General features: G+C 67.3%; 11 protein-coding genes. 2 read left to right on the top strand and 9 right to left on the bottom strand.

What is annotated here, in order from left to right:
- Nucleotides 1-7: 7 nt before the first annotated feature.
- Together U5A58_RS18510 and U5A58_RS18505 are read right to left on the bottom strand one after the other, a co-directional pair.
- Entirely contained in the window at nucleotides 8-811 is an 804-nt protein-coding gene (locus U5A58_RS18510) for an AraC family transcriptional regulator (RefSeq protein ID WP_321962529.1), read from the bottom strand.
- Between the two features lie 54 nt (nucleotides 812-865).
- A complete protein-coding gene (locus U5A58_RS18505; protein WP_321909774.1) occupies nucleotides 866-1,207 on the bottom strand; it encodes an FKBP-type peptidyl-prolyl cis-trans isomerase in 342 nt (113 codons plus the stop codon).
- Nucleotides 1,208-1,361: 154 nt separating this feature from the next.
- On the opposite strand from U5A58_RS18505, the gene U5A58_RS18500 reads away from it, so the two are divergent.
- On the top strand, nucleotides 1,362-2,126 hold the full coding sequence (locus U5A58_RS18500) for a HAMP domain-containing sensor histidine kinase (protein WP_321962528.1): 765 nt from the start codon (nucleotides 1,362-1,364) through the stop codon (nucleotides 2,124-2,126).
- A gap of 85 nt (nucleotides 2,127-2,211) precedes the next feature.
- Nucleotides 2,212-3,618, top strand: coding sequence for a hemolysin family protein (locus tag U5A58_RS18495; RefSeq protein WP_321962527.1), 1,407 nt, complete (start codon nucleotides 2,212-2,214; stop codon nucleotides 3,616-3,618).
- 20 nt (nucleotides 3,619-3,638) lie between these two features.
- On the opposite strand, the gene treY is transcribed toward U5A58_RS18495, so the two are convergent.
- The 7 genes from treY to U5A58_RS18460 form a co-directional block, all read right to left on the bottom strand.
- Nucleotides 3,639-6,527 (bottom strand): malto-oligosyltrehalose synthase, encoded by a 2,889-nt coding sequence (gene treY / locus U5A58_RS18490; protein WP_321962526.1) that lies wholly within the window; start codon nucleotides 6,525-6,527, stop codon nucleotides 3,639-3,641.
- Nucleotides 6,524-8,767 carry a 4-alpha-glucanotransferase gene (malQ, locus tag U5A58_RS18485; protein ID WP_321962525.1) on the bottom strand — a complete coding sequence of 748 codons (2,244 nt, stop codon included), beginning with the start codon at nucleotides 8,765-8,767 and terminating at the stop codon, nucleotides 6,524-6,526. Before malQ ends, treY begins: the two co-directional genes overlap by 4 nt.
- On the bottom strand, nucleotides 8,764-10,665 hold the full coding sequence (gene treZ, locus U5A58_RS18480; RefSeq protein ID WP_321962524.1) for a malto-oligosyltrehalose trehalohydrolase: 1,902 nt from the start codon (nucleotides 10,663-10,665) through the stop codon (nucleotides 8,764-8,766). Before treZ ends, malQ begins: the two co-directional genes overlap by 4 nt.
- Nucleotides 10,666-10,714: 49 nt before the next feature.
- Entirely contained in the window at nucleotides 10,715-12,934 is a 2,220-nt protein-coding gene (glgX, locus tag U5A58_RS18475) for a glycogen debranching protein GlgX (RefSeq protein ID WP_321962523.1), read from the bottom strand.
- Nucleotides 12,935-12,999: 65 nt separating this feature from the next.
- Nucleotides 13,000-15,216, bottom strand: a complete 2,217-nt coding sequence (gene glgB / locus U5A58_RS18470) for a 1,4-alpha-glucan branching protein GlgB (RefSeq protein ID WP_321962522.1) — start codon at nucleotides 15,214-15,216, stop codon at nucleotides 13,000-13,002.
- The gene (gene treS / locus U5A58_RS18465; protein WP_415774247.1) at nucleotides 15,209-18,679 is read right to left on the bottom strand and encodes a maltose alpha-D-glucosyltransferase; all 3,471 of its coding nucleotides are present in this window, start codon (nucleotides 18,677-18,679) and stop codon (nucleotides 15,209-15,211) included. The genes glgB and treS overlap by 8 nt, the downstream gene beginning before the upstream one ends.
- Nucleotides 18,676-22,179: a maltotransferase domain-containing protein gene (locus U5A58_RS18460; RefSeq protein WP_321962521.1), complete on the bottom strand. Its 3,504-nt coding sequence runs from the start codon at nucleotides 22,177-22,179 to the stop codon at nucleotides 18,676-18,678. Before U5A58_RS18460 ends, treS begins: the two co-directional genes overlap by 4 nt.
- Nucleotides 22,180-22,292 lie beyond the last annotated feature (113 nt).

The following is a 22,292-nucleotide window of genomic DNA, read 5'->3' as shown; positions in this document are numbered from 1 at the left end:
TGCGCGCTCAGTGCGACGGCAGCGCGCGCCACTGGCCGGGCGCGAGCCCGAAGCGGCGCGTGAACGCGTGCGTGAAGGCGCTCTGGTCGCCGAAACCCACTTCGAGCGCGATGTCGGTGAGCGAGGCGCGCGGGTCGGCGAGCAGGGTGAGCGCGGTATCGAGCCGCAGCCGCTGCAAGTAGCGATGCGGCGTTTCGCCGAACGCTTCGATAAAAAGCTGATGAAAGCGCCGCATGCCGAAGCCGCAGTGCGCGGCGAGATCGGCAATGCGCAGCGGCTGGGCGAGATGCGCACGCAGCCACCGGTCGATACGGGCAAAGTCCAACCCGGCCGCCGCGCTGAATTGCGCGCCAGCGGCCACGCCGGTTTGCGCGATGAATGCCGCGCACAAGCGCGCCGAGGCGTCCCAGTGAAAGCGCCGCGCGCGCAGGTCGGCGCTGTCGCGAGGCGGCGCGGCCATCGCGGCGCGCTGCGCGATCTGGCTCACGAGCTGCGTGAGCGCGGGGTCGAGGCGCACGGCGCGCGCCTTGTCGAACAGCCGTTCGGGCACCGCGAGCGTTGCCGCGGGCAGGTCGAGCACGAGCTGGCGGTTATCGCCAATGCCCACGTAATCGTGCCGCGCGCCCGCCGGAATGAGCCAGGCGGAACAACTGTCGATGCGCTCGCCCTGGCCGTTCACGGTCATCTCCATCTCGCCGTCGAGGCCGAGCACGATCTGATGAAAATCGTGCAGATCGGTTTCCTCGATCGCGCCGTAGCGGCGCAATTCGACGCCGGGCGCGGTGACGGGAGCGTGGTAATGCGGATTCATGATGACCGGTTGCGGTTGCAAAAAAGGCGAGCGCTGTAAAGCATCAAGCGGGCGTCAAACTTCGAGCAGCTCGACTTCGAACACGAGCGTGGCGTTCGGCGGAATCACGCCGCCCGCGCCGCGCACGCCGTAGCCCAGATGCGGCGGAATCGTCAGCTTGCGCACGCCGCCCACCTTCATGCCCTGCACGCCTTCGTCCCAGCCCTTGATGACCATGCCGCCGCCCAGCACGAAGGCGAACGGGTCGTTGCGGTCCTTGCTCGAATCGAACTTCTGGCCGTCCGTCAGCCAGCCGGTGTAGTGCACGCTGACGGTCTGGCCGGCCTTGGCTTCGGCGCCGGTGCCTTCGGTCAGGTCTTCGTACTTGAGGCCGGATTCGGTGGTCACGGTAGACATGGAAAAACTCCTGATTCGAATAGTTGAACCCGTTATTGTAGGCGCTTTGCAGGGCGGGGCGGGCGGCAGCCTGCCGGGCACGCCGGTTGCTCGCTAGCCGCTGCCTATAATGGGGGACCGCTCGCCCGGCTTGAGGCGCAATAAAGGGAATCAGATGGAGTCGACTTCGCAAAACCGTACCGAGCGCACGGCGCGCCTGTGCGCCGAGACCGCACTTTTCATGCGCGACCACGTGCTCTCGCGCGTCTCGCATGATCTGCGCAGCCCGCTCAATGCCATCCATAGCTGGGCTTACGTGCTCGAGCGCAAGATCGACAGCGCCGACGCCGCCGCGCAGCGCGCGCTGGGCGGTATTCGCACGGGCGTGGAGCAGCAGGTTCGGCTGCTGGAAACGCTCGTCGACACCACGCGCGCCGAAACGCGCAAGCTGCGCATCGAGCGCGCGCCGTTCGCCGTCGCGGCGCTGATCGGCGAAGCCGTGGATGATGCCCGCGCCGCGCTTGGCGACGCGCGCGGCGTGACGTTCGCGGTGCAGGACGCGACCGGCGCGGCGACGCTCGACGGCGACCGCGAACGCATTGCCCAGGCGCTGTGGCTGATGCTGGTGTTCGCGGCGGAAACGAGTGCACAAGGCACGGGCGTGACGTTCGCGGCCGGCGCGAGCGCAACCGGCGCCCACCTCGAAGTGAAATGGCGCGCTACCCGCCAGGCGCTCACCGACGACGCGCTTGCGCACGTGCTGGAACCGTTCGCGCGCGCCCAGGCGAGCGAGCAGCAGGAAGCGGGGCGCTGCGCCTGGGTGCTGGCGCTGTGCCAGCGCGTGGCCGAAGCGCACGGCGGACGCTTCGAGGCGCCGGCTCTCGTGGGCGAGGGCGAGGAGACGGCGCTGGTATTGAATGTGCCGCTGAACGCTGTGTGATCCGCAGGACGTATTGCGCGCGCCATCACCTTTCATCCACCTTGCACATTTATACTGAGCGCTTCGTCCTTCGGAGCCATTTGTCTTGATCCAGCTTCTCGCCCTCATTGGGGCGTTCCTGCTCGTTGCCCTCAACGGTTTCTTCGTCGCGGCCGAGTTCGGCCTCGTCAAGCTGCGCGCCACGCGCGTGCAGAGCCTCGCGCAGCAGCACGGCTTGCGCGGCCGGCTGCTCGCCAAGGTGCACGGCCAGCTCGATGCCTATCTTTCCGCGTGCCAGCTCGGCATCACGCTCGCTTCGCTCGGCCTTGGCTGGATCGGCGAGCCGGCGTTCGCGCAATTGCTGGCGCCGGTGTTCGAACTGCTAGGCGTGCAATCGGCGCAACTCGTACATGGCATTTCGCTGGTGTTCGCGTTCACGGTGATCTCGTTCCTGCACATCGTGGTGGGGGAGCTTGCGCCGAAGTCGCTCGCCATCCGCCAGGCCGAGAAGATTTCGCTATGGACGGCCATGCCGCTCTACGGCTTTTACTGGACGATGTACCCCGCGATCTGGCTGCTCAATTCGAGCGCGAACGCGGTGCTGCGTCTCGCGGGCCTTGCCTCGGAACACGGCCACGATACGCACTATTCGACTGACGAACTCAAGTTGATCCTGCGCAGCCGCCGCGCCGCCGCACAGGCCGAGGCGAACGAGTCAATGCACGAGCAGCGGGGTACAAACGGCAAAAACGGCGTAGTGCCGCTGCTTCCCGCGCCAGCCGCGAACGCCTATAACGCCGACGAATGGAACACGCTCGCCCATTCGCTCGACTTTTCGCGCCTCACCATTTCCGACCTCATGCGGCCCACGCACGAAATGGTGGGCTTGCGCCGCGACCTGCCGCTGCGCGAGAACATGCAGATCGTGGCGCGCCATCGCTTCAGCCGTTACCCGCTGTTCGAAGACGCGACGGGCGAACGCGTGGCAGGTCTCATCCACCTGAAGGACCTGTTGCTTGCGCGCGAGTCGGGCAACGCACTCAGCGATCTCGGCAAGTTCGTGCGCCCTGTGCAGTACGTGCGGCCCGATACGCCGGCGCTGGCGCTCTTTCGCCGCTTTCGCAAAGGTGCGCCGCATTTCGCGCTGGTGGGGCACAAGGGCGCGCGCCCGCTCGGCTTTCTCACGCTCGACAATCTGCTTGGCGCGCTCGTGGGCCAGATTCACGACGAGTTTCACCAGGCCGACACCGACTGGACCCGCATGGACGACGGCACGCTGATGGGTCGTGGCAGCCTGCCCGTGGTGTCGCTGGAGCAGGCGCTCGGCATCGATATCGACGAAGGGCGTGCGGAGTCGGTGGGCGGTCTGGTGATTCATGCGCTCAACGATCTGCCCACCGAAGGGCAGCGCGTTGAGTTCGACCGCTTCGATATCGTCGTGAAGAAGATGAAGGGGCCGCGCATCGTGCTCGTGCGCGTGTATCCGAAAGATCTCGACGACGAGGGCGGTTGAGCGTGCCTCGAGCGCGCATCTTAGCTGCGCGTGAGCGTCGAGAGCACGGCCACCGGCATGGCGCTCAGGATGTCGCGCACTGCAAGCGTGCCGCCTTCGGGCACCGAGTGCGTTGCGTCGCTGAGCCAGTCGTACAACGTGGCTTGCGTGCAACCCTTGGGCAGTTCAACTGTCGTATCGTCCCAGCGTGCGGGTGCGACGAGCGGCGTGTCGCCATCCAGCAACCCCGCCGCGTGGCGTGTGCCGATCACGATGGCCCAGGCGTTGCCGTGATGGCGCTCGAACGCAATCACGTGTGAAGCTTGTGCGCCGTTCACTGTGAGCGGCAGATACTCGCCTTCGCGCAAGAGTTCCGGCATTTTCGCTCGCAGCGCGAGCAGGCGGTGCACGGTGGCCAGCTTCACGTGTGCGTTGCGCCAGTCTTTCAGCTTCGCGGCGGGCGCTTGATTGTCGAGCGCGGCGGCGCGGGCCGCGTAGTCGACAGGCCGCCGGTTATCGGGATCGACGAGGCTGAAATCCCATAGTTCGGTGCCCTGATAAAGGTCGGGTACGCCCGGCGAGGTGAGCCGCAGCACCGTTTGCAGCAGCGTGTTGAGCGCGCCCGCGGGCGCCACGCGCGCGACGAAACCGGCAAGCGCCTGCAAGAAGCCGTCGCGCCGCTGCGGCGCGAGGATATCGAAGAGAAATGCCTGGCATTCCGATTCATAGGTCTCATCGGGGGAGAGCCAGTTCGTGCGCAGCTTCGCTTCGCGCAATGCTTTGAGCAGCCACTTCGATACACGCTCCGCCAGCGCATGCACGCCCGCTTTGTCGCCGGGGTCCAGTTCGGGCGGCCAGCAGCCCACCAGCGTTTGATAGAGCATCGCCTCGGCGGCGGGCCCAGGCGACCAGGCCGCGCCAGCCGCCGAGTCGTTACGGCGATGCGTCTGGTTCAGCGCCGACCAGGCGCGCAGCGTGTTGCTCCAGTCGAGCGCGATCTCGCTTAGCACGGCGAGCCGCGCGCGCACGTCCTCGCCGCGCTTGTGGTCGTGCGTGGCCGTGGCGAGCAGCCCATAAGGGCGGCGCTGGCGCAACCGGTTCGCCGCATGAAAGTCGTGTGGCGTGCGCGCGAAATCGTCGGGGTCGGCGCCCACTTCGTTGCGCGAGAGCAGGCGTCCGTAACGATAGAGCGCGGTGTCTTCCGTGGCCTTTGCCGCAAGCGGCGCGGTGAGCTGCGAGAACAGCGCAAGCGCCGTGCGTTGCGCAATGAGCGCATGGCTGAGCGGCGTATTCGCCTGGCTGTTGCCCGCATTCGCGTTTGCGCCGGCCGGCGCGGCGCGTGGCGGCTTGGCACTGCCGCCGCCGCTGTTGCTGCTACCGCTGCCGCTGCCGGCGTTGTTCGCTGCCGGCTCGGGGGCGCGGCCGCCTAGCCAGCCATCGACGAGGTCGAGCGCCGCCAGGCTCGCGCGCGGCAGTGCGCGTCGCGCGGCTTCGAGCGCAACGTCGAAATAGCGGTTGTCGAGCGTGCTGCGCAAGCCGTTCACCGGATAGATCCGGTAGATCGGGAAGTACATGGCCAGATGCGCGGCCACGCGGTGCACCGACGCATAGGTGGTGTCGCGTGTGCCCGGCAGTTCGCGCGCGATACGGTGCAGCGCGCGCGTCGCGTGGTCGAGTTCCGCGGGGAGATAGGCGGCCAGCATTTCGCGGCGGGCATCGAGCGCGTACGCCGCGAACGGCCGGTCGTCGCCGGAAATGGCGGCCCACGCTTCGGCGAGCGGCGCGGCGCCCGCGGGATCGTGCAGAAACGCACCCACGTCGTTCATGAAGTCGTAGCCTGTCGTGCCTTGCACGGGCCAGTCGTCGCGCAGCGTTTCGCCTTGCGCGAGAATCTTCTCGACCACGATGTACGGCGGCGTGGCACGCAGCGTGGCGAGCCGTTGCCGCAGGCGTTCGCAGTACTCGCGCGGGTCTGCGAGCCCGTCGATATGATCGATGCGCAAGCCGTCGATCACGCCGTCGGCGTAGAGGCGAAACATGAGCTTGTGCACGGCCTCGAACACGTCGTGGCGTTCCACACGCACGCCAGCGAGCGCAGTAACGTCGAAGAAGCGCCGCCAGTTGATCTCGTCGGTGGCGGTGCGCCACCAGGCGAGCCGGAAGTGCTGGCGTTCCAGCAAGCGGTGCAGCCGGTCGCGCGGCACCGGGTCGCCGCTTGAATAGGATTCCAGAGCGAATTCGATGGGGTCCGTGCCGGCCCGTTCGACGAACGCGCGCAGCGCATCGCGCCCGGCGGCGGCGCGCTCCTGATCGTCGGGCTGGGTCGTGATGCCCTGGAACGGCCCGGCGAGGGTGTTGAGATCGGCGCGGTTGGCGGACTGCAGGAGCGCTGCATAGTCGGTCGGGCAGACCGGGCACACGTGCGGCCCGTATTGCACGTAAAAGCGCGCGGCGACGGGGTCGAACTTCAGTTCGATACGGCCTGCCGCGAGTTCTTCGCCGTACTGTGCGCCGAGAAATGGCATCAGCACCTTGCCGCGCAGGGCGGGGTCGGGCGAGTGCCAGTCCACGTCGAAATGGCGCGCATACGCGCTGTGACGCCCCCATTCGAGAATGTCGAGCCACCAGGCGTTGTGAGCGCCGCCCACGCCCATATGATTCGGCACGAAGTCGGCGACGATGCCCATGCCACGCTCGTGCACTTTCGCGGCGAAGCGGCGCAACGCGCCTTCGCCGCCCAGCTCCGCGCTCACCGTGCCGTAATCGACGGTGTCGTAGCCGTGCATCGAGCCGGGCTGTGCGGTCGTGACCGGAGAAAGGTAGAGGTGGCTCACGCCGAGCGCAGCGAAGTAGTCGAGCTGCGCGAGCGCGTCGTCGAACGTGAAGCCGTGATGGAGCTGCAGGCGCAGCGTCGCGCGAGGGTATGTCATGGCGTCGGCTTCTTTTCGGGCGCGTATGGCGCGCCGCTGGCGGTTGGGTGGGCGTCATGCGTGCTTGCACCGGCGCTCGGGTCGGCCTGCGTACGCGCGACGGCCTCGCGTGCGTGTACGACGGCTTGAACGCGCGCAGCGACGGCCGGATCGGTGAACAGCGACTCGACGGGCAGCGGCAGGCGGCGGCGCCAGTTCGGATGCTCGTCGATCGAGCCGGGCAGATTCGGCTGATCGGCCAACGCGAGCAGGTCTTCGAGTGGACAGGTGACGAGCGGGCTCCTCGTTGCCGCGACATAGGCGAGTGCGGCATTCACGGGTGGGTCGTCGGCCGGCGGCGGATTGGCATCGTGCGGTGCGAGCCCGCTTTGCTGCAACGCATGCCAGAGCGCGACGCGATCTTCCGCGCGCTGCGCGTGGTCGAGCGCGACGGGGTCGAGCCCATCGGCGCGCGGGAGCGTCTGGCCGATGCGGTTGCGCCAGTCGATATCCGCGCCGCTCCACCAGCCCGCGACGGTCGCCAGATCGTGCGTCGTGGTCGTTGCAACGCCGTGCGGGTCCCAGCGCGCGGGCGCGAGAAAGCCCTTGCCGTCGCGCTCGAACCACAGCACGCGAATGCCATACAGGCCGTGGGCCGCGAGCCGCTCGCGCAGCCCAGGCGGCACGGTTCCGAGGTCTTCGCCGATCACGATCGCGCGATGACGCCACGACTCGAGCGCGATCAGTCGCACGAGGTCGTCGAACGGATAGCGCAGATACGCGCCGTGGCGCGCACTTTCGCCCTCGGGCACCAGCCAGAGCCGCCGCAGCCCGAGAATATGGTCGATGCGCACGCCGCCCGCATGGGCGAACGCCGCTCGCAGCATGTCGATGAACGCGCGAAAGCCGTTGTTGTGCATCGCGCGCGGCGAGAACGTGGTGAGGCCCCAGCTTTGCCCGGCCTGGTTGAAGATGTCGGGCGGCGCGCCGACCGACACGCGTTGCAGCATGTCCTGCGGCAGCGACCACGCGTGCGAGCCGCCGCCGTCGCAGCCTACGGCGAGATCGGCGACGAGGCCGATCGCCATGCCGGCCTCTCGCGCGCTGCGTTGTGCGCCCGAAAGCCCTTCTGCCGCGAGCCATTGCAGGAAGCAATGAAAGTCGACTTCGCGCCGATGTTCCTGCGCAAACGTCGCCACGTCGGCGCTGCGCGGATCGCGCAGCGGTTCGGGCCAGTCGCGCCAATGGCGCTCGCCGCCGGGGCCGTGCAGCATGGCTTCTTGCAGCGCCTCGAAACGCGCGTGGTCTTCGAGTGCTTCGCCGCCCTGCGCGCAGAATGCGGCGAACGCAGCGGCGCGCGGCGAGCCGCTTGCACGTTCGTCCGTGTCGAAGCGTTCGTACAGCGCGCGCAGCACCTTGAGCTTGAGCGGCAACGCACGCTGCCAGTCCACGAGAGGTGCGTCTTCGAGTTCGCGCCAGGCGTCGCCCGCATTCGCGGCCACGCTCGCGTCGTGTGCGGCCTTGGCGCAGAAGACCGCCGCCGGGTCGATATGCGCGACATTGACCCACAGGCGCGACGAAGGCGAATAGGGGCTGAAGTGGCCCGGCTCGGCGCTGAACATCGCATGGGTCGGGCTCACTGCCAGCGCATGCGCGCCGCGCCGCGCGCTTTCCGTAGCGAGCGTGGCGAGCGCGGTGTAGTCGCCGATGCCGCCATCGCCTTTGCGTCGGAGTCCATATAATTGTGCGGCGAGCCCCCATAACGGCGGCACCGCGCCGCTGTCGCCGTGACGCGCGCGCCAGGCGTCGGCAACCGTATGGCAGTGCGGCGGCGCGACCGCGATCGTCAGGCGATGGTCGTTGACCGTGAGCGTGTGGTAGCCCGGCTCCGCAAGCGGCGCGAGCAGCGCGCTCTCACCGCGCGGCGAGGTGAAGCGGCCTTCGATATGCTCGCCGCTTTCAAGGTCGACACGATAGTGGCTGCCCGCGCGCACGACCGAAGGCGGCAGTTCGATGGCGCTGTCGTATTCGGCGGTGATGAGCGGCGGCAGGCGCCGCGCCGACTGCTCGGCGTTCAGCGCGGAAGCGCTCTGGCGGATCTGCGTGGCATTGGCGCAAGGCAGGCCCGCGCATTCGAGCAGCGCGGCGAGCGTGCTGTCCGGCACGCGCTGCACGGCGCCGTGCGCGTCGGTCCATTCGACCTCGAAGCCCGCGCGGGCGGCGAGAGTCGCGAGCGTTTCGCTGCGGCGCGCCGTGCTCATGCGTCGGGCTCCTGGCGATGAACGACGCGCGCATCGTGCTCGCTCGAATATCCGGGTACGTCTCCGGTGAGCCATGCGATGCACGCGCTCTCGGGTAGCACGCCATTGTCGGCATAGTCGCGCGCACGTGGCGGCGTTTCGAAGATCACCATGCCCTCGGGCCGCGGACTGAGCGGCACGCCGTCGCGGCCCACGTTCAGCGCGATCGTGAGCGTTTCGCCGTCGTCGAGCCGCCAGCGCGCGATTAGCGCAGCGAGGCCGTTCGCGGCGTCGTCGGCGAGCACGGTGGCGCCGAGTGCTCGCGCGTGGCGCAGGCGCGGCATGAGCAAATGCGCCCGCACGCACAGCGCCGATTTGTAGAAGTGCATCCATTCGAGCCGTTCGCCATCGAGCGGCGCATCGGCGGGCGGCGACGAATTGACGAAGGTCTGCAGATCGTTCGGATCGGGAATGCGCGCGCGGCTCGCCTCGTCGTTGAACGCGCTGAATGCCTTGAATTCACGGCGGCGCCCTTCGCGCACGGCTTCGGCGAGTTGGCCGGTGAAGGCGGTGAAGAACTGGAACGGCTGCGTCGAGCCGTATTCCTCTTCCATGAAGAGCAGCGGAATTTGCGGCGAGAGCAGCAGCATGGCCGTGGCCGCGCGCAAGGCATCGTCGTCGGCCAGCGTGCGCAGGCGGTCGCCGAGCGCGCGGTTGCCGATCTGGTCGTGGTTCTGCAAAAACATCACGAATGCGGTAGGGGGCAGGTGCGCGCTCGGTTCGCCGCGCGGCTCGCCCGCATGCACGGGCGACGGCTCGCCCTGATACACGAAGCCTTCGCCGAGCACGCGCGCAAGTTTGCCGATGGGGGAATCCGTGAACGCGCGGTAGTAGCCTTCCGATTCGCCGGTCAGCAGCACGTGAAAGCAGTGATGCGCGTCGTCGTTCCATTGCGCGCTGAAGTGCGATTCGAGCAGATTCGCTTCGTTGTGCTCGTTTTCGAGTACGAGGTGCACATGCCGGTCTGGCTCCACGCGCGCCTTCACATGATCGGCCAGCTCGCGCAGCCAGTTGGTGTTGCCGATCGCATGCGCGGCGTCGATGCGCAGCCCGTCGAAACGATATTCCGTGAGCCAGTAGAGCGCGTTGTCGCAGTAGAAGTCGCGAACTTCGAAGCGGTCGAAGTCGAGTGCTTCGCCCCATGGCGTTTTCACGCCTTCGCGGAAAAACGGCTTGGCATAGTGGCCGAGCCAGTTTCCGTCCGGGCCGAAGTGGTTGTACACGACGTCGATGAACATCTGCAGCCCCAGCCCGTGCGCGGTGTCCACGAGCGCTTTCAGTTCATCAGGACTGCCATAGGCCGCGTGCGGCGCGTAGGGCAGCACGACGTCGTAGCCCCAGCCGCGCTCGCCCGGGTAGTCGTTGAGCGGCATGAGTTCGACCGCCGTCACGCCAAGCGCGGCCAATGCGGGCAAACGTTTCATCACACCTTGATAGCCGCCCAGCGCGCCCACGTGCAGCTCGTAGATCACCGTCTCTTCCCACGGGCGTCCTTGCCAGTGCGCATGCTGCCAGGCGTAGGCGCGCGGGTCGAGCACTTCGCTCGGGCCGTGCACACCTTGCGGCTGGAAGCGCGATGCGGGGTCGGGTACGCGTTGCTGGCCGTCGATGCAGTAGCGGTACAGCGTGCCCGGCCCGCACGGCGCCTGCGCTTCGAACCAGCCATTGCCGCTCGGCGTCATGTCGAGCGGCGGCGCGTCCTTCACGTTTTCAAAAACGATCTGCACCGATCGACACGAAGGCGCCCAGAAGCGAAAGCGCGTATGCGGCTGCGTGTGCGCCGCCCCGATCAGCTGTGCGCCGAACGGCAGGCAATGCATGTACTGGCGGGCGTGCGGATCGTGCGAAAGCGGGGACATGGTCGATTCCTGGTTTGCTTCCTCGTTGCTTGCCTGACTCATCCAGTTTTCATCCGGCCGCGGCTTCGTCCGGGCCCGCGGGGGAGCCCGGCGCCGACGCGCCCGGCGTCCGGCGCGGGTCCGGCGTCGGCGTGTCGTCGCGCGCGCCGTGCGGCCGGTGCGCTTCGGCACGCGCCGGACGGGCGCGCAGCACGGCGAGCGCTCGCGCGGCCAGCTCGTACGTCGTGTCGGGCAGCGCGTAGGGCGCCGCATCGGGACGGGCGGTATCGAGCAGCACCTCCCATGCCATGCGCGGCGCGGGCGCGGAGAACGTCACCGCACCCTGCGAAGCGTTCAGCATCATCAACAATACTTCCATTTGGCCGTGGAGTCCCGCTCCTGCGCGCCGCATCGTGAATGCGCTCGCTTCCGGGTCGTGCCAGGCCTCGGGCGAGAGCGGCTCGCCGCGTTCGTCGAACCAGTCGATGTCGTGCACGCCGGGCATCAGTTCGCGCTCGCCAAACAAGAAACGCGTTTCGCGCAGCAGCGGGTGTTCGCGGCGCAGCGCGATCACGCGCGCGGCGAAACGCGTCATGGCCTTGCCCTGGGGCGTGTCGGCGAGCGCCCAGTCGAACCACGAAATATCGTTGTCCTGGCAGTACGCATTGTTGTTGCCGCGCTGCGTGCGGCAGGCCTCGTCGCCCGCGAGCAGCATGGGCGTGCCGAGCGCGATCAGGAGCGTGGCCATCATCGAGCGGGCCACGCGCGCGCGCGTGGCGAGGATGGCCGGGTCGTCGGTGGGGCCTTCCACGCCCCAGTTCGCGCTCCAGTTTTCATTGTGGCCGTCGCGGTTCTCCTCGCCGTTGGCCTCGTTGTGCTTGCGCTCGTATGAAACGAGGTCGGCGAGCGTGAAGCCGTCGTGCGAGGTGACGAAATTGATCGATGCCCACGGCCGGCGTTTGCGTTTGTCGAACAGGTCCGCGCTGCCGGTCAGGCGTGCCGCGAGGTCCGCGCGCTGGCCCGGCGCGCCGCGCCAGTAGCGCCGCACGCTGTCGCGAAAACGGTCATTCCATTCGGAAAAGCCGGGCGGATGGTTGCCTAGCTGGTAGCCGCCAGGGCCCACGTCCCACGGCTCGGAGATCAGCTTGCATTGCGACAGTACGGGGTCCTGGCGCAGCACGTCGAAGAACCCGCCGTTCGGGTCGAAGCCCGCGTGTTCGCGCCCGAGCGTCACGCCAAGGTCGAAGCGAAAGCCGTCGATGCCGTATGACGTGGCCCAGTGGCGCAGCGAGTCGGCGACCATCTGCAGCACGCGCGGATGCGAAAGGTCGAGCGTGTTGCCGCAGCCCGTGTCGTTGATGAAGTGGCGCTCGTCGCCGGGCACGCAGCGGTAATAGCTGGCGTTGTCGAGGCCGCGCCACGAAACGGTGGGGCCCATTTCGCCGCCTTCGCACGTGTGGTTGTAGACCACGTCGAGAAAGACTTCGATGCCCGCCGCATGAAACTGCCGCACGGCAATGCGCATTTCGTCGGTGTCATAGCCCACCAGGTAGCTGGGCTCGGGCGCGAAGAACGCGGCCGAGTTGTAGCCCCAGTAGTTGCGCAGTCCACGATCGATCAGAAACCGCTCGGAGAGAAACGCGTGCACCGGCAAGATCTCGATGGCCGTCACGCCGAGCTTGTGCAGATGCTCGATGAAACGTGGCGCGGCAAGACCTGCAAACGTGCCGCGCATGTGCGTGCGCAAGTCATGACGCAGCATCGAGAGCCCGCGCAGATGCGCCTCATAAATCACGGTGTCGCCCCACGGCGTATTGGGGCGCCGGTCGCGCGACCAGTCGAAGTTGTCGTTCACCACGACGCATTTGGGCATGGCGGGCGCGGAATCGCGCCGGTCGATCGAGAGGTCCACGCGGTTCGAATGCGCGCGATAACCGTACAGCGTGTCCGACCAGCGGAACTGGCCGAGGAGTTGCTTCGCGTACGGGTCCAGCAGCAACTTGTGCGGATTGAAGCGGTGCCCCAGATGCGGTTGATACGCGCCATGTGCGCGCAGGCCATAGACCGTGCCCGGATGGGCTCCTGGCAGATAGCCGTGCCACACCTCGTCGGTGCATTCGGGCAGGGTGTAGCGAATGCGCTCCTTGCGGCCGGTGGGGTCGAAGAGGCACAGCTCGATGCGCCAGGCATGGGCCGAGAACACGGCGAAGTTGGTGCCGAGGCCGTCCCACGTCGCCCCGAGCGGCCAGGGGGAGCCGGGCAGCAGACGCTCAGGCGGACCGTTTGCCATGACGATGCTCCATGTGTTGTTCTTCGTGTTGCATCGGATTCCTGATCAAATCCCGCCGCGCAGTCTTATCGGCGCAGACGCAGGATCAGCGTGCCAAGCGGCGGCAGCACGAGCGCGGCCGACTGCGGCTTGCCGTGACTCGCCACGCCCTCGGTGGCAACGAGACCCCCGTTGCCCATGTTCGAGCCGCCGTACACTTCGGCGTCGGTGTTGAGCGCTTCTTCCCACTGGCCCGGTTGCGGCATGCCGATACGGTAGCCGTGGCGAGGCACCGGTGTGAAGTTGCAGACCACCACGATTTCGCGGCCCGAGCCGTCTACGCGGCGCCACGCGAGCACGCTGTTTTCGTTGTCGTCGGCAACCAGCCACTCGAAGCCGCCGGGTTCCGAGTCGAGCGTGTAGAGCGCGGGTTCGCCCGCGTACAGGCGGTTGAGGTCGCGCACGAGCGTTTGCACGCCGCGGTGCAGCGGGTCGTCGAGCAGGTTCCAGTGGGGCGTGCCGTCGTGATCGAATTCGGCCATCTGCCCGAACTCGCCGCCCATGAAGAGCAGCTTCTTGCCCGGGTGCGCCCACATGAAGCCGAAATACGCGCGCAGGTTTGCGAACTTCTGCCAGCGGTCGCCCGGCATCTTGCCGAGCAGCGACCCCTTGCCGTGCACCACCTCGTCGTGCGAAAGCGGCAGCACGAAGCGCTCGGACCACGCGTAGACCATCGCGAACGTCATCAGGTGATGGTGATAGCGGCGATAAACGGGGTCTTCCTGCATGTAGTGCAGCGTGTCGTGCATCCAGCCCATGTTCCACTTGAACTGGAAGCCGAGGCCGCCGTCCTCGGGGCGCGCCGTGACGCCTGGCCATGCTGTGGATTCCTCAGCAATGGTGATGACGCCCGGGCGCTGCGGAACGTATTGCGTTTCGTGATTGAGGCGCTTGAGAAACGCGATCGATTCGAGATTTTCGCGGCCGCCATAGAGGTTGGGCACCCATTCGCCTTGCGCGCGCGAATAGTCGCGGTAGAGCATCGAGGCGACCGCGTCCACGCGCAGCCCATCCACGTGATAACGCATGAGCCAGGCGAGACCCGACGCGATCAGGAACGCGCTCACCTCGCGGCGTCCCAGGTTGTAGATCATCGTGTTCCAGTCGGGGTGATAGCCCTCGCGCGGGTCGGCGTGCTCGTAGAGCGCCGTGCCGTCGAAATCGACGAGACCGTGCGCGTCATTCGGGAAGTGCGCGGGAACCCAGTCGAGAATCACGCCAAGCCCCGCTTCGTGCGCGCGATCGACGAACGCTGCAAAGTCCACCGGCGCGCCAAGCCGCGCGGTGGGCGCGAACTGCGAAAGCGGCTGATAGCCCCACGAGCCGCCAAACGGATGCTCCGCCACAGGCATCAATTCGATGTGCGTAAAGCCCATGCCCTGCGCGTAGGGGATCAGACGCTCGGCGAGCGCGCTCCAGTCGGGCGTGGGAGCATCGGCGCCTTGTGTGGGCAGCCACGACGGCGCATGCACCTCGTAGACCGACATGGCCGCGCGCGCGTTCTGGCGTTCGGCGCGTGTTTGCAGCCACTCCTGATCGCGCCACGCGTAATGGTCGATCGCTTCGACGGGCGCGACGATCGACGCCGTGCCCGGTGGGCATTCCGTCTGCTGTGCGCAGGGGTCGGCCTTGAGCGGGAGGACGCCGCCGCGCGCACCAAGGATCTCGTACTTGTAGCGAGCGCCGGGAGCCACACGGGGAATGAAAAGCTCCCACACGCCCGCTTCGTGGCGCAGCCGCATGGGGTGGCGCCGACCGTCCCACGCGTTGAAGTCGCCCACCACGGAAACGCGTTTTGCATTCGGCGCCCAGACGGCGAAGCGCACACCGGGAACGTCATCGCACGTCAGGGGCCGAGCGCCGAGACATTCGAGCACCGCGTAGGGGTCGCCGTCGGCGAGACGCACGAGCGCTTCGTGCGAGAGTTGCGGCGCAAAAGAATAGGTGTCCTCGATTTCCTGGCTTACGCCGTGCCAGTCGACCACGAGCCGGTACGGCACCGCCTCTGCGAGCGGCCCTGCATAGAGTCCTGCCGGATGCACGAGCGACAGTTCGCCGAGCGTATGGGCGCGGTCGCGCGCCACCACGCTCGCGCCCGAGGCGTTTGGAAGCCACGCGCGCACGTAGGGCGCGCCGTCCACCCAGTGCAGCCCGAGCACGGCGAAAGGATCGGCGTGGTAGGCGCCGGCGAGTGCGTCGGCGTCATGCGGATTCAGGCCGGCCTGGGGCGCGCGGTCAACCATGGCCACCTCCGCCGCCATGCGTTTGCGTGTGCGTGTGCTGCGTGGACTGCGTGGGCGTGAGCCCGAGCACGCGCGCTGCCAGCGCGGCGAGGCCGCGCACCGGCAGTGCGAGCCAGGTGGGGCGGTTCGCCGCCTCGTAGCGGATTTCGTAAGCCGCCTTCTCGATCAGGAACAAATCGAGCAGTGCCTGCTCCTGCGAAGCGCTCACGAGCGTGAGCGGTCCTTCGGCGACGGCCGCGCGGTATTGGCTCAAGAACGCTTCCGCAGCGTAGCCGCGGAAGCGTTCGAAGAGGGCGCGCTTGCGATCGACGACTTGCTGCGGCGCGTTTTCGAGCGTCGATTGCGCGGCCGCGCCCGCATACGAGAGCGAGCGCAGCAGGCCCGCCACGTCGCGCAGCGGCGAGGTCTTCGCGCGCCGGTATTCGAGCGCGCGCGCGGGCTCGCCTTCGAAGTCGATCAAATAGGCGTCGCCCTGCGAAAGCAGAACCTGGCCCAGGTGGAAATCGCCGTGGATGCGAATGCGCGCGGCCTTCGTGTCGTCCGGCACGAGTTCGTCGACCTTCGCGACGAGCGCCTTGCGGCGATCGATCAGGCTGCGCGCGAGTTCGCGGGCGTCTTCATCGAGCGTCTGTTCGTCCTCGCCCGTATGCCGCGCGACGATGTCGAGCGCTTCGTTGAGCATGGTCTTGGTGTCGGTAACCCACGCACGCACGTCGCCGGGCGTGGCGGCAACGGGTGAGAAGGCTTCGTCGTCGCTGGGCCTCGAGAGTAACGCGTGCAGTTCGCCGAGGCGCTTGCCAATGGCGCCGATCACCGTGCAGTAGCCTTGCACGGCTTCTTCCTCATGCGCCTGATCGACGCTCGTGTCGTCGTCCATGGCGAGCGCGAGTTCGTCGATCGTGCGGCGCAGATAGTCGAGCGCCCAGTCCCATGCATTGCCCTGGTTGTCGATGAAACCCTGCACGATGATGAGCGTGTGCGGCACCCCAGCAGGGTCGACGCGCACCACTTCGCCATAAAGCGGCGCCGTATTCGCGTAGCCGAGTTTCGTGAGGTAGCGGCTCATTTCCGCTTCGGGGTGCACGCCCGCCATCAGCCGGCGCACGATCTTGAGCACAAGGGTTTCGGCGATCACGAGCGAGCTGTTGCTCTGCTCAGCGGCAAGCCAGCGCACTTCCGGCGTGTCGCCCAGGTCGAGTTCGTCGAGGCGTTCTGTCGGCTCGAAGCGGATGGTGCTCTGCTGCACGGTGGGCACCGCGGCGCGCTCGCGCAGCTTGCGCAGCACGCCATAGGCGAACCACGGCAGCGAGAACGCGTCGGTCAGATAGCCCACGGTGCGGCCGCGCCGCACGCGCGAGAGCGCGAGCTGTATGTGCAGCGGCGTGGTGATCTCGGTGCCCCACGTGATGGCGATAGGGAGTACATAGCGTTCGCTCGTGCCATCTGCGAGTTCCGCTTCGATCTCCGTGAACGCGAAGCCCGCGCCGTAGATCGTCGTCAGTGCCGCGAGGCGCACGGCGCGCAGCGGCTTGTCCTTCGAGGCGAACCAGCGGCGCCGCGAGAGCCACGACGGCAGCACTTCGGATTCGAGCAGCCGCACGTTTTCAGGCGTCGCGCCCGCCTGGCCTTCACGCAGCACCACTGTCACGAACTCGGGCAATTGCTCGGAGGTCGGCTGGCTCCAGGAGGGCCGCTGATCGCCGGCGCTCAGGAGGAACCACAGGAAGCCGTAGGGCGGGAAGGTCAGCAGATAGGGGAGCTGACCAATGGCCGGGAACACGGAATCCGCCGTCATTTCCACGGGGGACATGCCTGCGAATTCGGAAAGATCGAGCTCCACCGCCTGCGGCGCGCGCGAGAGATTCGCCACGCACAGGATCGGCGCTTCACCGGGCATTTCGCGCAGGTACGCGAGAATCTTGCGGTTTGCGGGGCGCAGGAAGCGGATCGTGCCGCGGCCGAACGCCTGCCTGGCCCGGCGCGTGGCGAGCATGCGGCGCGTCCAGTTGAGCAGCGAATGCGGATCGCGGCTTTGCGCTTCGACGTTGATGGCGTCGTAGCCGTAGAGCGAGCCCATGAGCGGCGGCAGCACGAGCTGTTCGGGATCGGCGCGCGAAAAGCCGCCGTTGCGGTCCGACGACCACTGCATCGGCGTGCGTACGCCGTCGCGGTCGCCCAGGTGAATGTTGTCGCCCATGCCGAGTTCGTCGCCGTAATAGATCACCGGCGTGCCGGGCATGGAGAGCAGCAGCGAGTTGATGAGTTCGATGCGGCGGCGGTCGCGCTCCATGAGCGGCGCGAGGCGCCGGCGAATGCCGAGATTCAGACGCGCGCGCCGGTCGCTTGCGTAGGTGTTCCAGAGGTAATCGCGCTCGGAGTCCGTGACCATTTCGAGCGTGAGTTCGTCGTGATTGCGCAGGAAGATCGCCCACTGGCAGGTTGGCAGCAAGTCGGGCGTCTGCTTCATGATGTCGAGGATCGGGAATCGGTCCTCGCTCGCAATCGCCATATAGAGGCGCGGCATGAGCGGGAAGTGGAACGCCATGTGGCATTCGTCTTCGTTGCCGAAGTACTCCTGCACATCTTCCGGCCACTGGTTCGCTTCGGCCAGCAGCATGCGGTTCGGGTAGTGCTCGTCGATCGCCGCGCGGATGCGCTTCAGAATACCGTGCGTTTCGGGCAGGTTCTCGTTGTTCGTGCCTTCACGCTCCACGAGGTAAGGCACGGCGTCCAGACGCAGCCCGTCTATGCCCATGTCGAGCCAGAAACGCATGACCTGCAGCACTTCGCGCAGCACGGCCGGATTGTCGAAGTTCAGGTCGGGCTGGTGCGAATAGAAGCGGTGCCAGTAGTACGCGCCAGCCACGGGGTCGTGCGTCCAGTTCGACGCTTCCGTGTCGATGAAGATGATGCGCGTGCCCTGGTATTTCTGGTCGGTGTCGGACCACACGTAGTAGTTGCGATGATTCGAGCCGGGCTTCGCGCGGCGCGCGCGCTGGAACCACGGATGCTGGTCCGAGGTATGGTTGATGACCAGTTCGGTGATCACGCGGATGCCGCGCGCGTGCGCTTCCTGAATGAAGCGGCGCACGTCGGCGAGTTGCCCGTAGTCCGGGTGCACGTTGCGATAGTCGGCGATGTCGTAGCCGTCGTCGCGGCGCGGCGAGGGGTAGAACGGCAGCAGCCAGATGGCCGTCACGCCCAGGCCCGCAATGTAGTCGAGCTTCGCGAGCAGGCCGGGGAAATCGCCTACGCCGTCGTTGTTCGAATCGAAGAACGACTTCACGTGCACCTGGTAGATGATCGCATCCTTGTACCAGAGCGGGTCGTCGGAAAGCATCGACGGCTTGCCGCGCCGTTGCGCGGCGCGTTCCTCGTGGTGCGGGTCTTGTGCGGTCGAGTCTCGCGTGACGGTCTGCACGTTGGTTGCCACAGGCTCGTGCGTAGCGGGGTCGCGTTTCATGTCGCTCCTCCGGGCGGGAAGTCGGCGTCGAGTTCGGGATGGCCCTCGATGTGCTCATCGTATTCAGCAGCATGTTCGGGCAGCGGTTCTTCGCGCGGCAGGCCCTTCGCGGGCTCGATACGCCAGATCGCGAATGGGCGCGCATGCGGGTCGAGCCGCACGTGCTGCCAGCGCCCGTGCCACTCGAAGCGCTCGCCCGTCATTTCGTCGACGACGTTGAGCGCCGCGTGGTCGTCGAGGTGCCAGCGCTGGAACGTCGCCCACGAGAGTTCGAAGTCGGCGCCCTGCTCGCTGAAGGCGTCGAGATTGATGGCCACGACGATCACGTTGTCGCGCGCGGGCGTGGCCTTCTCGAAGCAGAGCAGCGAGTCGTTGCGCGCGTCGAGGAACGTGATGCCAAGATGCGTTTGCAGTGCAGGGTTGGCGCGCCGTATGCGATTGAGTTCGGCGATCTCCGCGACGATATTGCCGGGACGATGCCAGTCCCAGGCGCGCAACTGATATTTTTCGGAGTCCAGATATTCCTCCGAGTTGGGCAGCGCGCGTCCTTCGCACAGTTCGAAGCCGCAATACACGCCCCACAGTCCGGAAAGCGTCGCGGCCAGCGCCGCACGAATCAGAAAGCTCGAACGCGCCCCGGTCTGCAAATGGCGCGGATTGATGTCGGGCGTGTTGACGAAGAAGTTCGGCCGATAGAAGTCGCGCACGTCGGTTTGCGTGAGTTCCGTGAGGTACTCCGTGAAATCGCGCTTCGATTCGCGCCACGTGAAGTAGGTGTACGACTGCGAGAAGCCGAGCTTCGCGAGCCGGTACATGAGGCGCGGCCGCGTGAAGGCTTCGGAGAGGAAGATCACGTCGGGGTGACGCCCGCGCACGTCGGCGATCATCCATTCCCAGAACGGCAGCGGCTTCGTGTGCGGGTTGTCCACGCGGAAAATGCGTACGCCGGTGTCCACCCAGAACAGAATTGCGTCGCGCAGCGCGAGCCACAAATCGGGCTTCGCGTCGTGCGCGTAGAACTCGGGGTTCACGATGTCCTGATACTTCTTCGGCGGGTTTTCGGCGTAGCGCAGCGTGCCGTCGGGCCGCCATGCGAACCAGGTGGGATGCGCCTTCAACCACGGGTGATCCGGCGAGCATTGAATCGCGAAATCGAGTGCGATTTCGAGGCCTTGTTCGTGCGCCGCGGCGAGCATGCGGCAGAAGTCCTCGAGCGTGCCCAGTTGCGGATGCACGGCGGTATGGCCGCCTTCGGCCGCGCCGATCGCGTAGGGGCTGCCCACGTCGCCGGGCTGCGCGTTGAGCGAGTTGTTGCGCCCTTTGCGGTTGGCGAGGCCGATGGGGTGGATCGGCGGGAAGTACAGCACGTCGAAGCCCATTTCGCGAATGCGCGGCATCTTCGCGATCACGTCGTCGAAGGTGCCGTGGCGCGATTCGTCGTCACTCATCGAGCGCGGGAAGATTTCGTACCAGCTTGCGAAGCGCGCCGCGGTGCGCTCCGCCTCCACGCGCCCCACGATCGTGTCGCGCGAAAGGAACGGGCGGTGGTGCGCGGCGCGCACGGCGGCGGCCGTTGAAGGCGCGGCGATGATCGCGCAACGTGTTTCGGTGTCCGCAGCAATGAAGCGCTTGACGATGGCATCGAGTGTTTCGTTGATGCGCTTCTGGTCGGCGTCGCCCGTGCCCGATGTTTCGGCCGTGGCGAGCACGAGCGCGAACAGGCGGCTCGCTTCCTCCAGCTCCAGATCGACGGGCTGGTTCGCCACGCGTTTCTTGTGCAGATGTTCGGCGAGCGAGGCGTAGTCGTCGCGCCAGGCGATCACGACATACTCGTAGCGTCCCACGCGATCGAGCGGAATGTGGCCCGCCCACAGATCGGTGCCGGCCGGCGGCACGGGCGTCATGGCCGACTCGTGCCACGCGGTTTCGTCGGCGGCGCGCCAGAGCACGGCGGCGTCGATGCGGTCGTGGCCCTCGGCAAAGATCGCCGCGCGCACTTCGCAGCGCTCGCCCACGGTGCGCTTCGCGGCGAAGCGGCCGTGATCGACCGACGGCTGTGTGCTCTCGATCGCGATGCGGGGCGCGGCGATCGCCTCGAGCACGCTCTTGTGGCCGCTCGTTGCCGTCTTGCCGCGATCTTCGGGCGGTGCGAGCACCACGAGCGGGCTCGCGAGCGCGCGGAAGATCCAGCATGCGCCCGCGGGCAGCGCGAAACTGTCGGGGATCGCGCTCGCGTCGCGCGACGCTGGCAGGCGCGCGCCGCGCAGTGTTTCGGCATCGAGCGGCGCGAAGCGCGTGAACCCGCCGGGCACGCCGTCGAGCAGGCGTGAGAGTTCGACACGCACAGGCGCGGCAAGCGCGGGATTGATGAGCGCAAGAATGGCGTCGCCCGCGTCGCGCAGGTCCGCGCGGTCGCCGCGCAGGAGCGCCGCGACGCTGGCCCCCGGGCCATTGAGCGCGCGCAGCTCGCCGTTGGTTTGCAGTGTCCACGTTTCGCGTTGCAGCGCGTTGGCGTGCGCGACATCGGCACTCAGATCGAAGGGTGCGCGCGCTTTCGCGGCTTCCCACGCCTGCGCACTGTTGCCGATGTGCGCGGTCGCTTCGTCCACGCCGTATTCGAAGCCCATCGGCATGAGCCAGCCGGTGCCGAGCGCGGCCGACGCGCGCAACATGCGGCGATACGCGCGTTCGACGGCGCGCGCATCGGCGGCGCCTTCCTGGTCGTGCGCGTAGCGTGCGCCATAGGGCGCTTCTGGAAACGATATCGGCGAGCCCACGCGGCGCAACACGGCATGCTCCTCGACCATCCAGCTCGACGAAAAGTCCCACCAGCGCAGCGAGGAAAAGGCTGCGTCGAAGCCTGCACCTTCGAGGTGCGCGAGCGCCTCACGCGGCAGGCCGGGTGTCGCGGCTAGCCAGCGCGCTTGTGGAAAGCGTGCGCGTACGGCATCGAAAATCGCGCGCAGCACATGGGGCGGCGTGCGGTGCGGCGAGTCCACGCGAAAGCCGCCGATGCCCGCTTCGACGAGCGCGGTGGCGCGCGCGGTCCACCATGCGATGAGCGGTGCGCTCGCCCGCTCGAAATCGGCATAGGCGACGTTGGCTTCGCGATGGCCGTGGCGTGGGTCGAGGCGCGCGTCTTCAGGCTCGAAGGGGTGGAACCACTCAGGATGCGCGCCGTAGAGCGCCCCGTCGGCGGCGCTGCGGTCGAGCACGAGATCCGCGAGCAGCGTGACGCCGCGCGATTGCGCCGCGAGGGCGAGTTCGCGCATGGCATCGTCGACGCAAAGCGGGGAGCCGAAGGCCGCGTGCAGGCGCGTATGGTCGGCGACGATGCGGTCGTCGCCCGACGCGCCCGCGGCGAACAGCGCGCCGATCAGGACGTGATCGAAGCCCAGCGACGCCGCGCGGGCGATGTGGGCCGGCCACGCGTCGAGGGGTCCTGCAAGGACGGAATGGACGAAGTAGATCCGCGGCGCATAGGCGTGGGGAGGTTCCATCGGTCGTATTCCAGGTACGTCAGGCGAAGGGGATGCACGACGGGGTGAGCCGCAATGCGATCGCGCCGCCCGGGGGCTGCCGGAGCGTGCCGCGCTGCGCGTGTGGACAGGCA

This window comes from Paraburkholderia sp. J7, from assembly GCF_905220155.1.
Lineage (GTDB): Bacteria > Pseudomonadota > Gammaproteobacteria > Burkholderiales > Burkholderiaceae > Paraburkholderia.
The sequence above is the reverse complement of the archived record's forward strand: the minus strand, read 5'-3'. Positions and strand labels throughout refer to the sequence as shown.

Excerpts from the sequence above, each read along its gene's own strand:
- U5A58_RS18500 (WP_321962528.1), top strand. The coding sequence starts at position 1,362 with ATGGAGTCGACTTCGCAAAACCGTACCGAGCGCACGGCGCGCCTGTGC.
- treY (WP_321962526.1), bottom strand. The coding sequence starts at position 6,527 with ATGACATACCCTCGCGCGACGCTGCGCCTGCAGCTCCATCACGGCTTC.
- U5A58_RS18505 (WP_321909774.1), bottom strand. The coding sequence starts at position 1,207 with ATGTCTACCGTGACCACCGAATCCGGCCTCAAGTACGAAGACCTGACC.
- treS (WP_415774247.1), bottom strand. The coding sequence starts at position 18,679 with ATGAAACGCGACCCCGCTACGCACGAGCCTGTGGCAACCAACGTGCAG.
- U5A58_RS18460 (WP_321962521.1), bottom strand. The coding sequence starts at position 22,179 with ATGGAACCTCCCCACGCCTATGCGCCGCGGATCTACTTCGTCCATTCC.
- glgX (WP_321962523.1), bottom strand. The coding sequence starts at position 12,934 with ATGGCAAACGGTCCGCCTGAGCGTCTGCTGCCCGGCTCCCCCTGGCCG.
- U5A58_RS18510 (WP_321962529.1), bottom strand. The coding sequence starts at position 811 with ATGAATCCGCATTACCACGCTCCCGTCACCGCGCCCGGCGTCGAATTG.
- malQ (WP_321962525.1), bottom strand. The coding sequence starts at position 8,767 with ATGAGCACGGCGCGCCGCAGCGAAACGCTCGCGACTCTCGCCGCCCGC.
- glgB (WP_321962522.1), bottom strand. The coding sequence starts at position 15,216 with ATGGTTGACCGCGCGCCCCAGGCCGGCCTGAATCCGCATGACGCCGAC.
- treZ (WP_321962524.1), bottom strand. The coding sequence starts at position 10,665 with ATGTCCCCGCTTTCGCACGATCCGCACGCCCGCCAGTACATGCATTGC.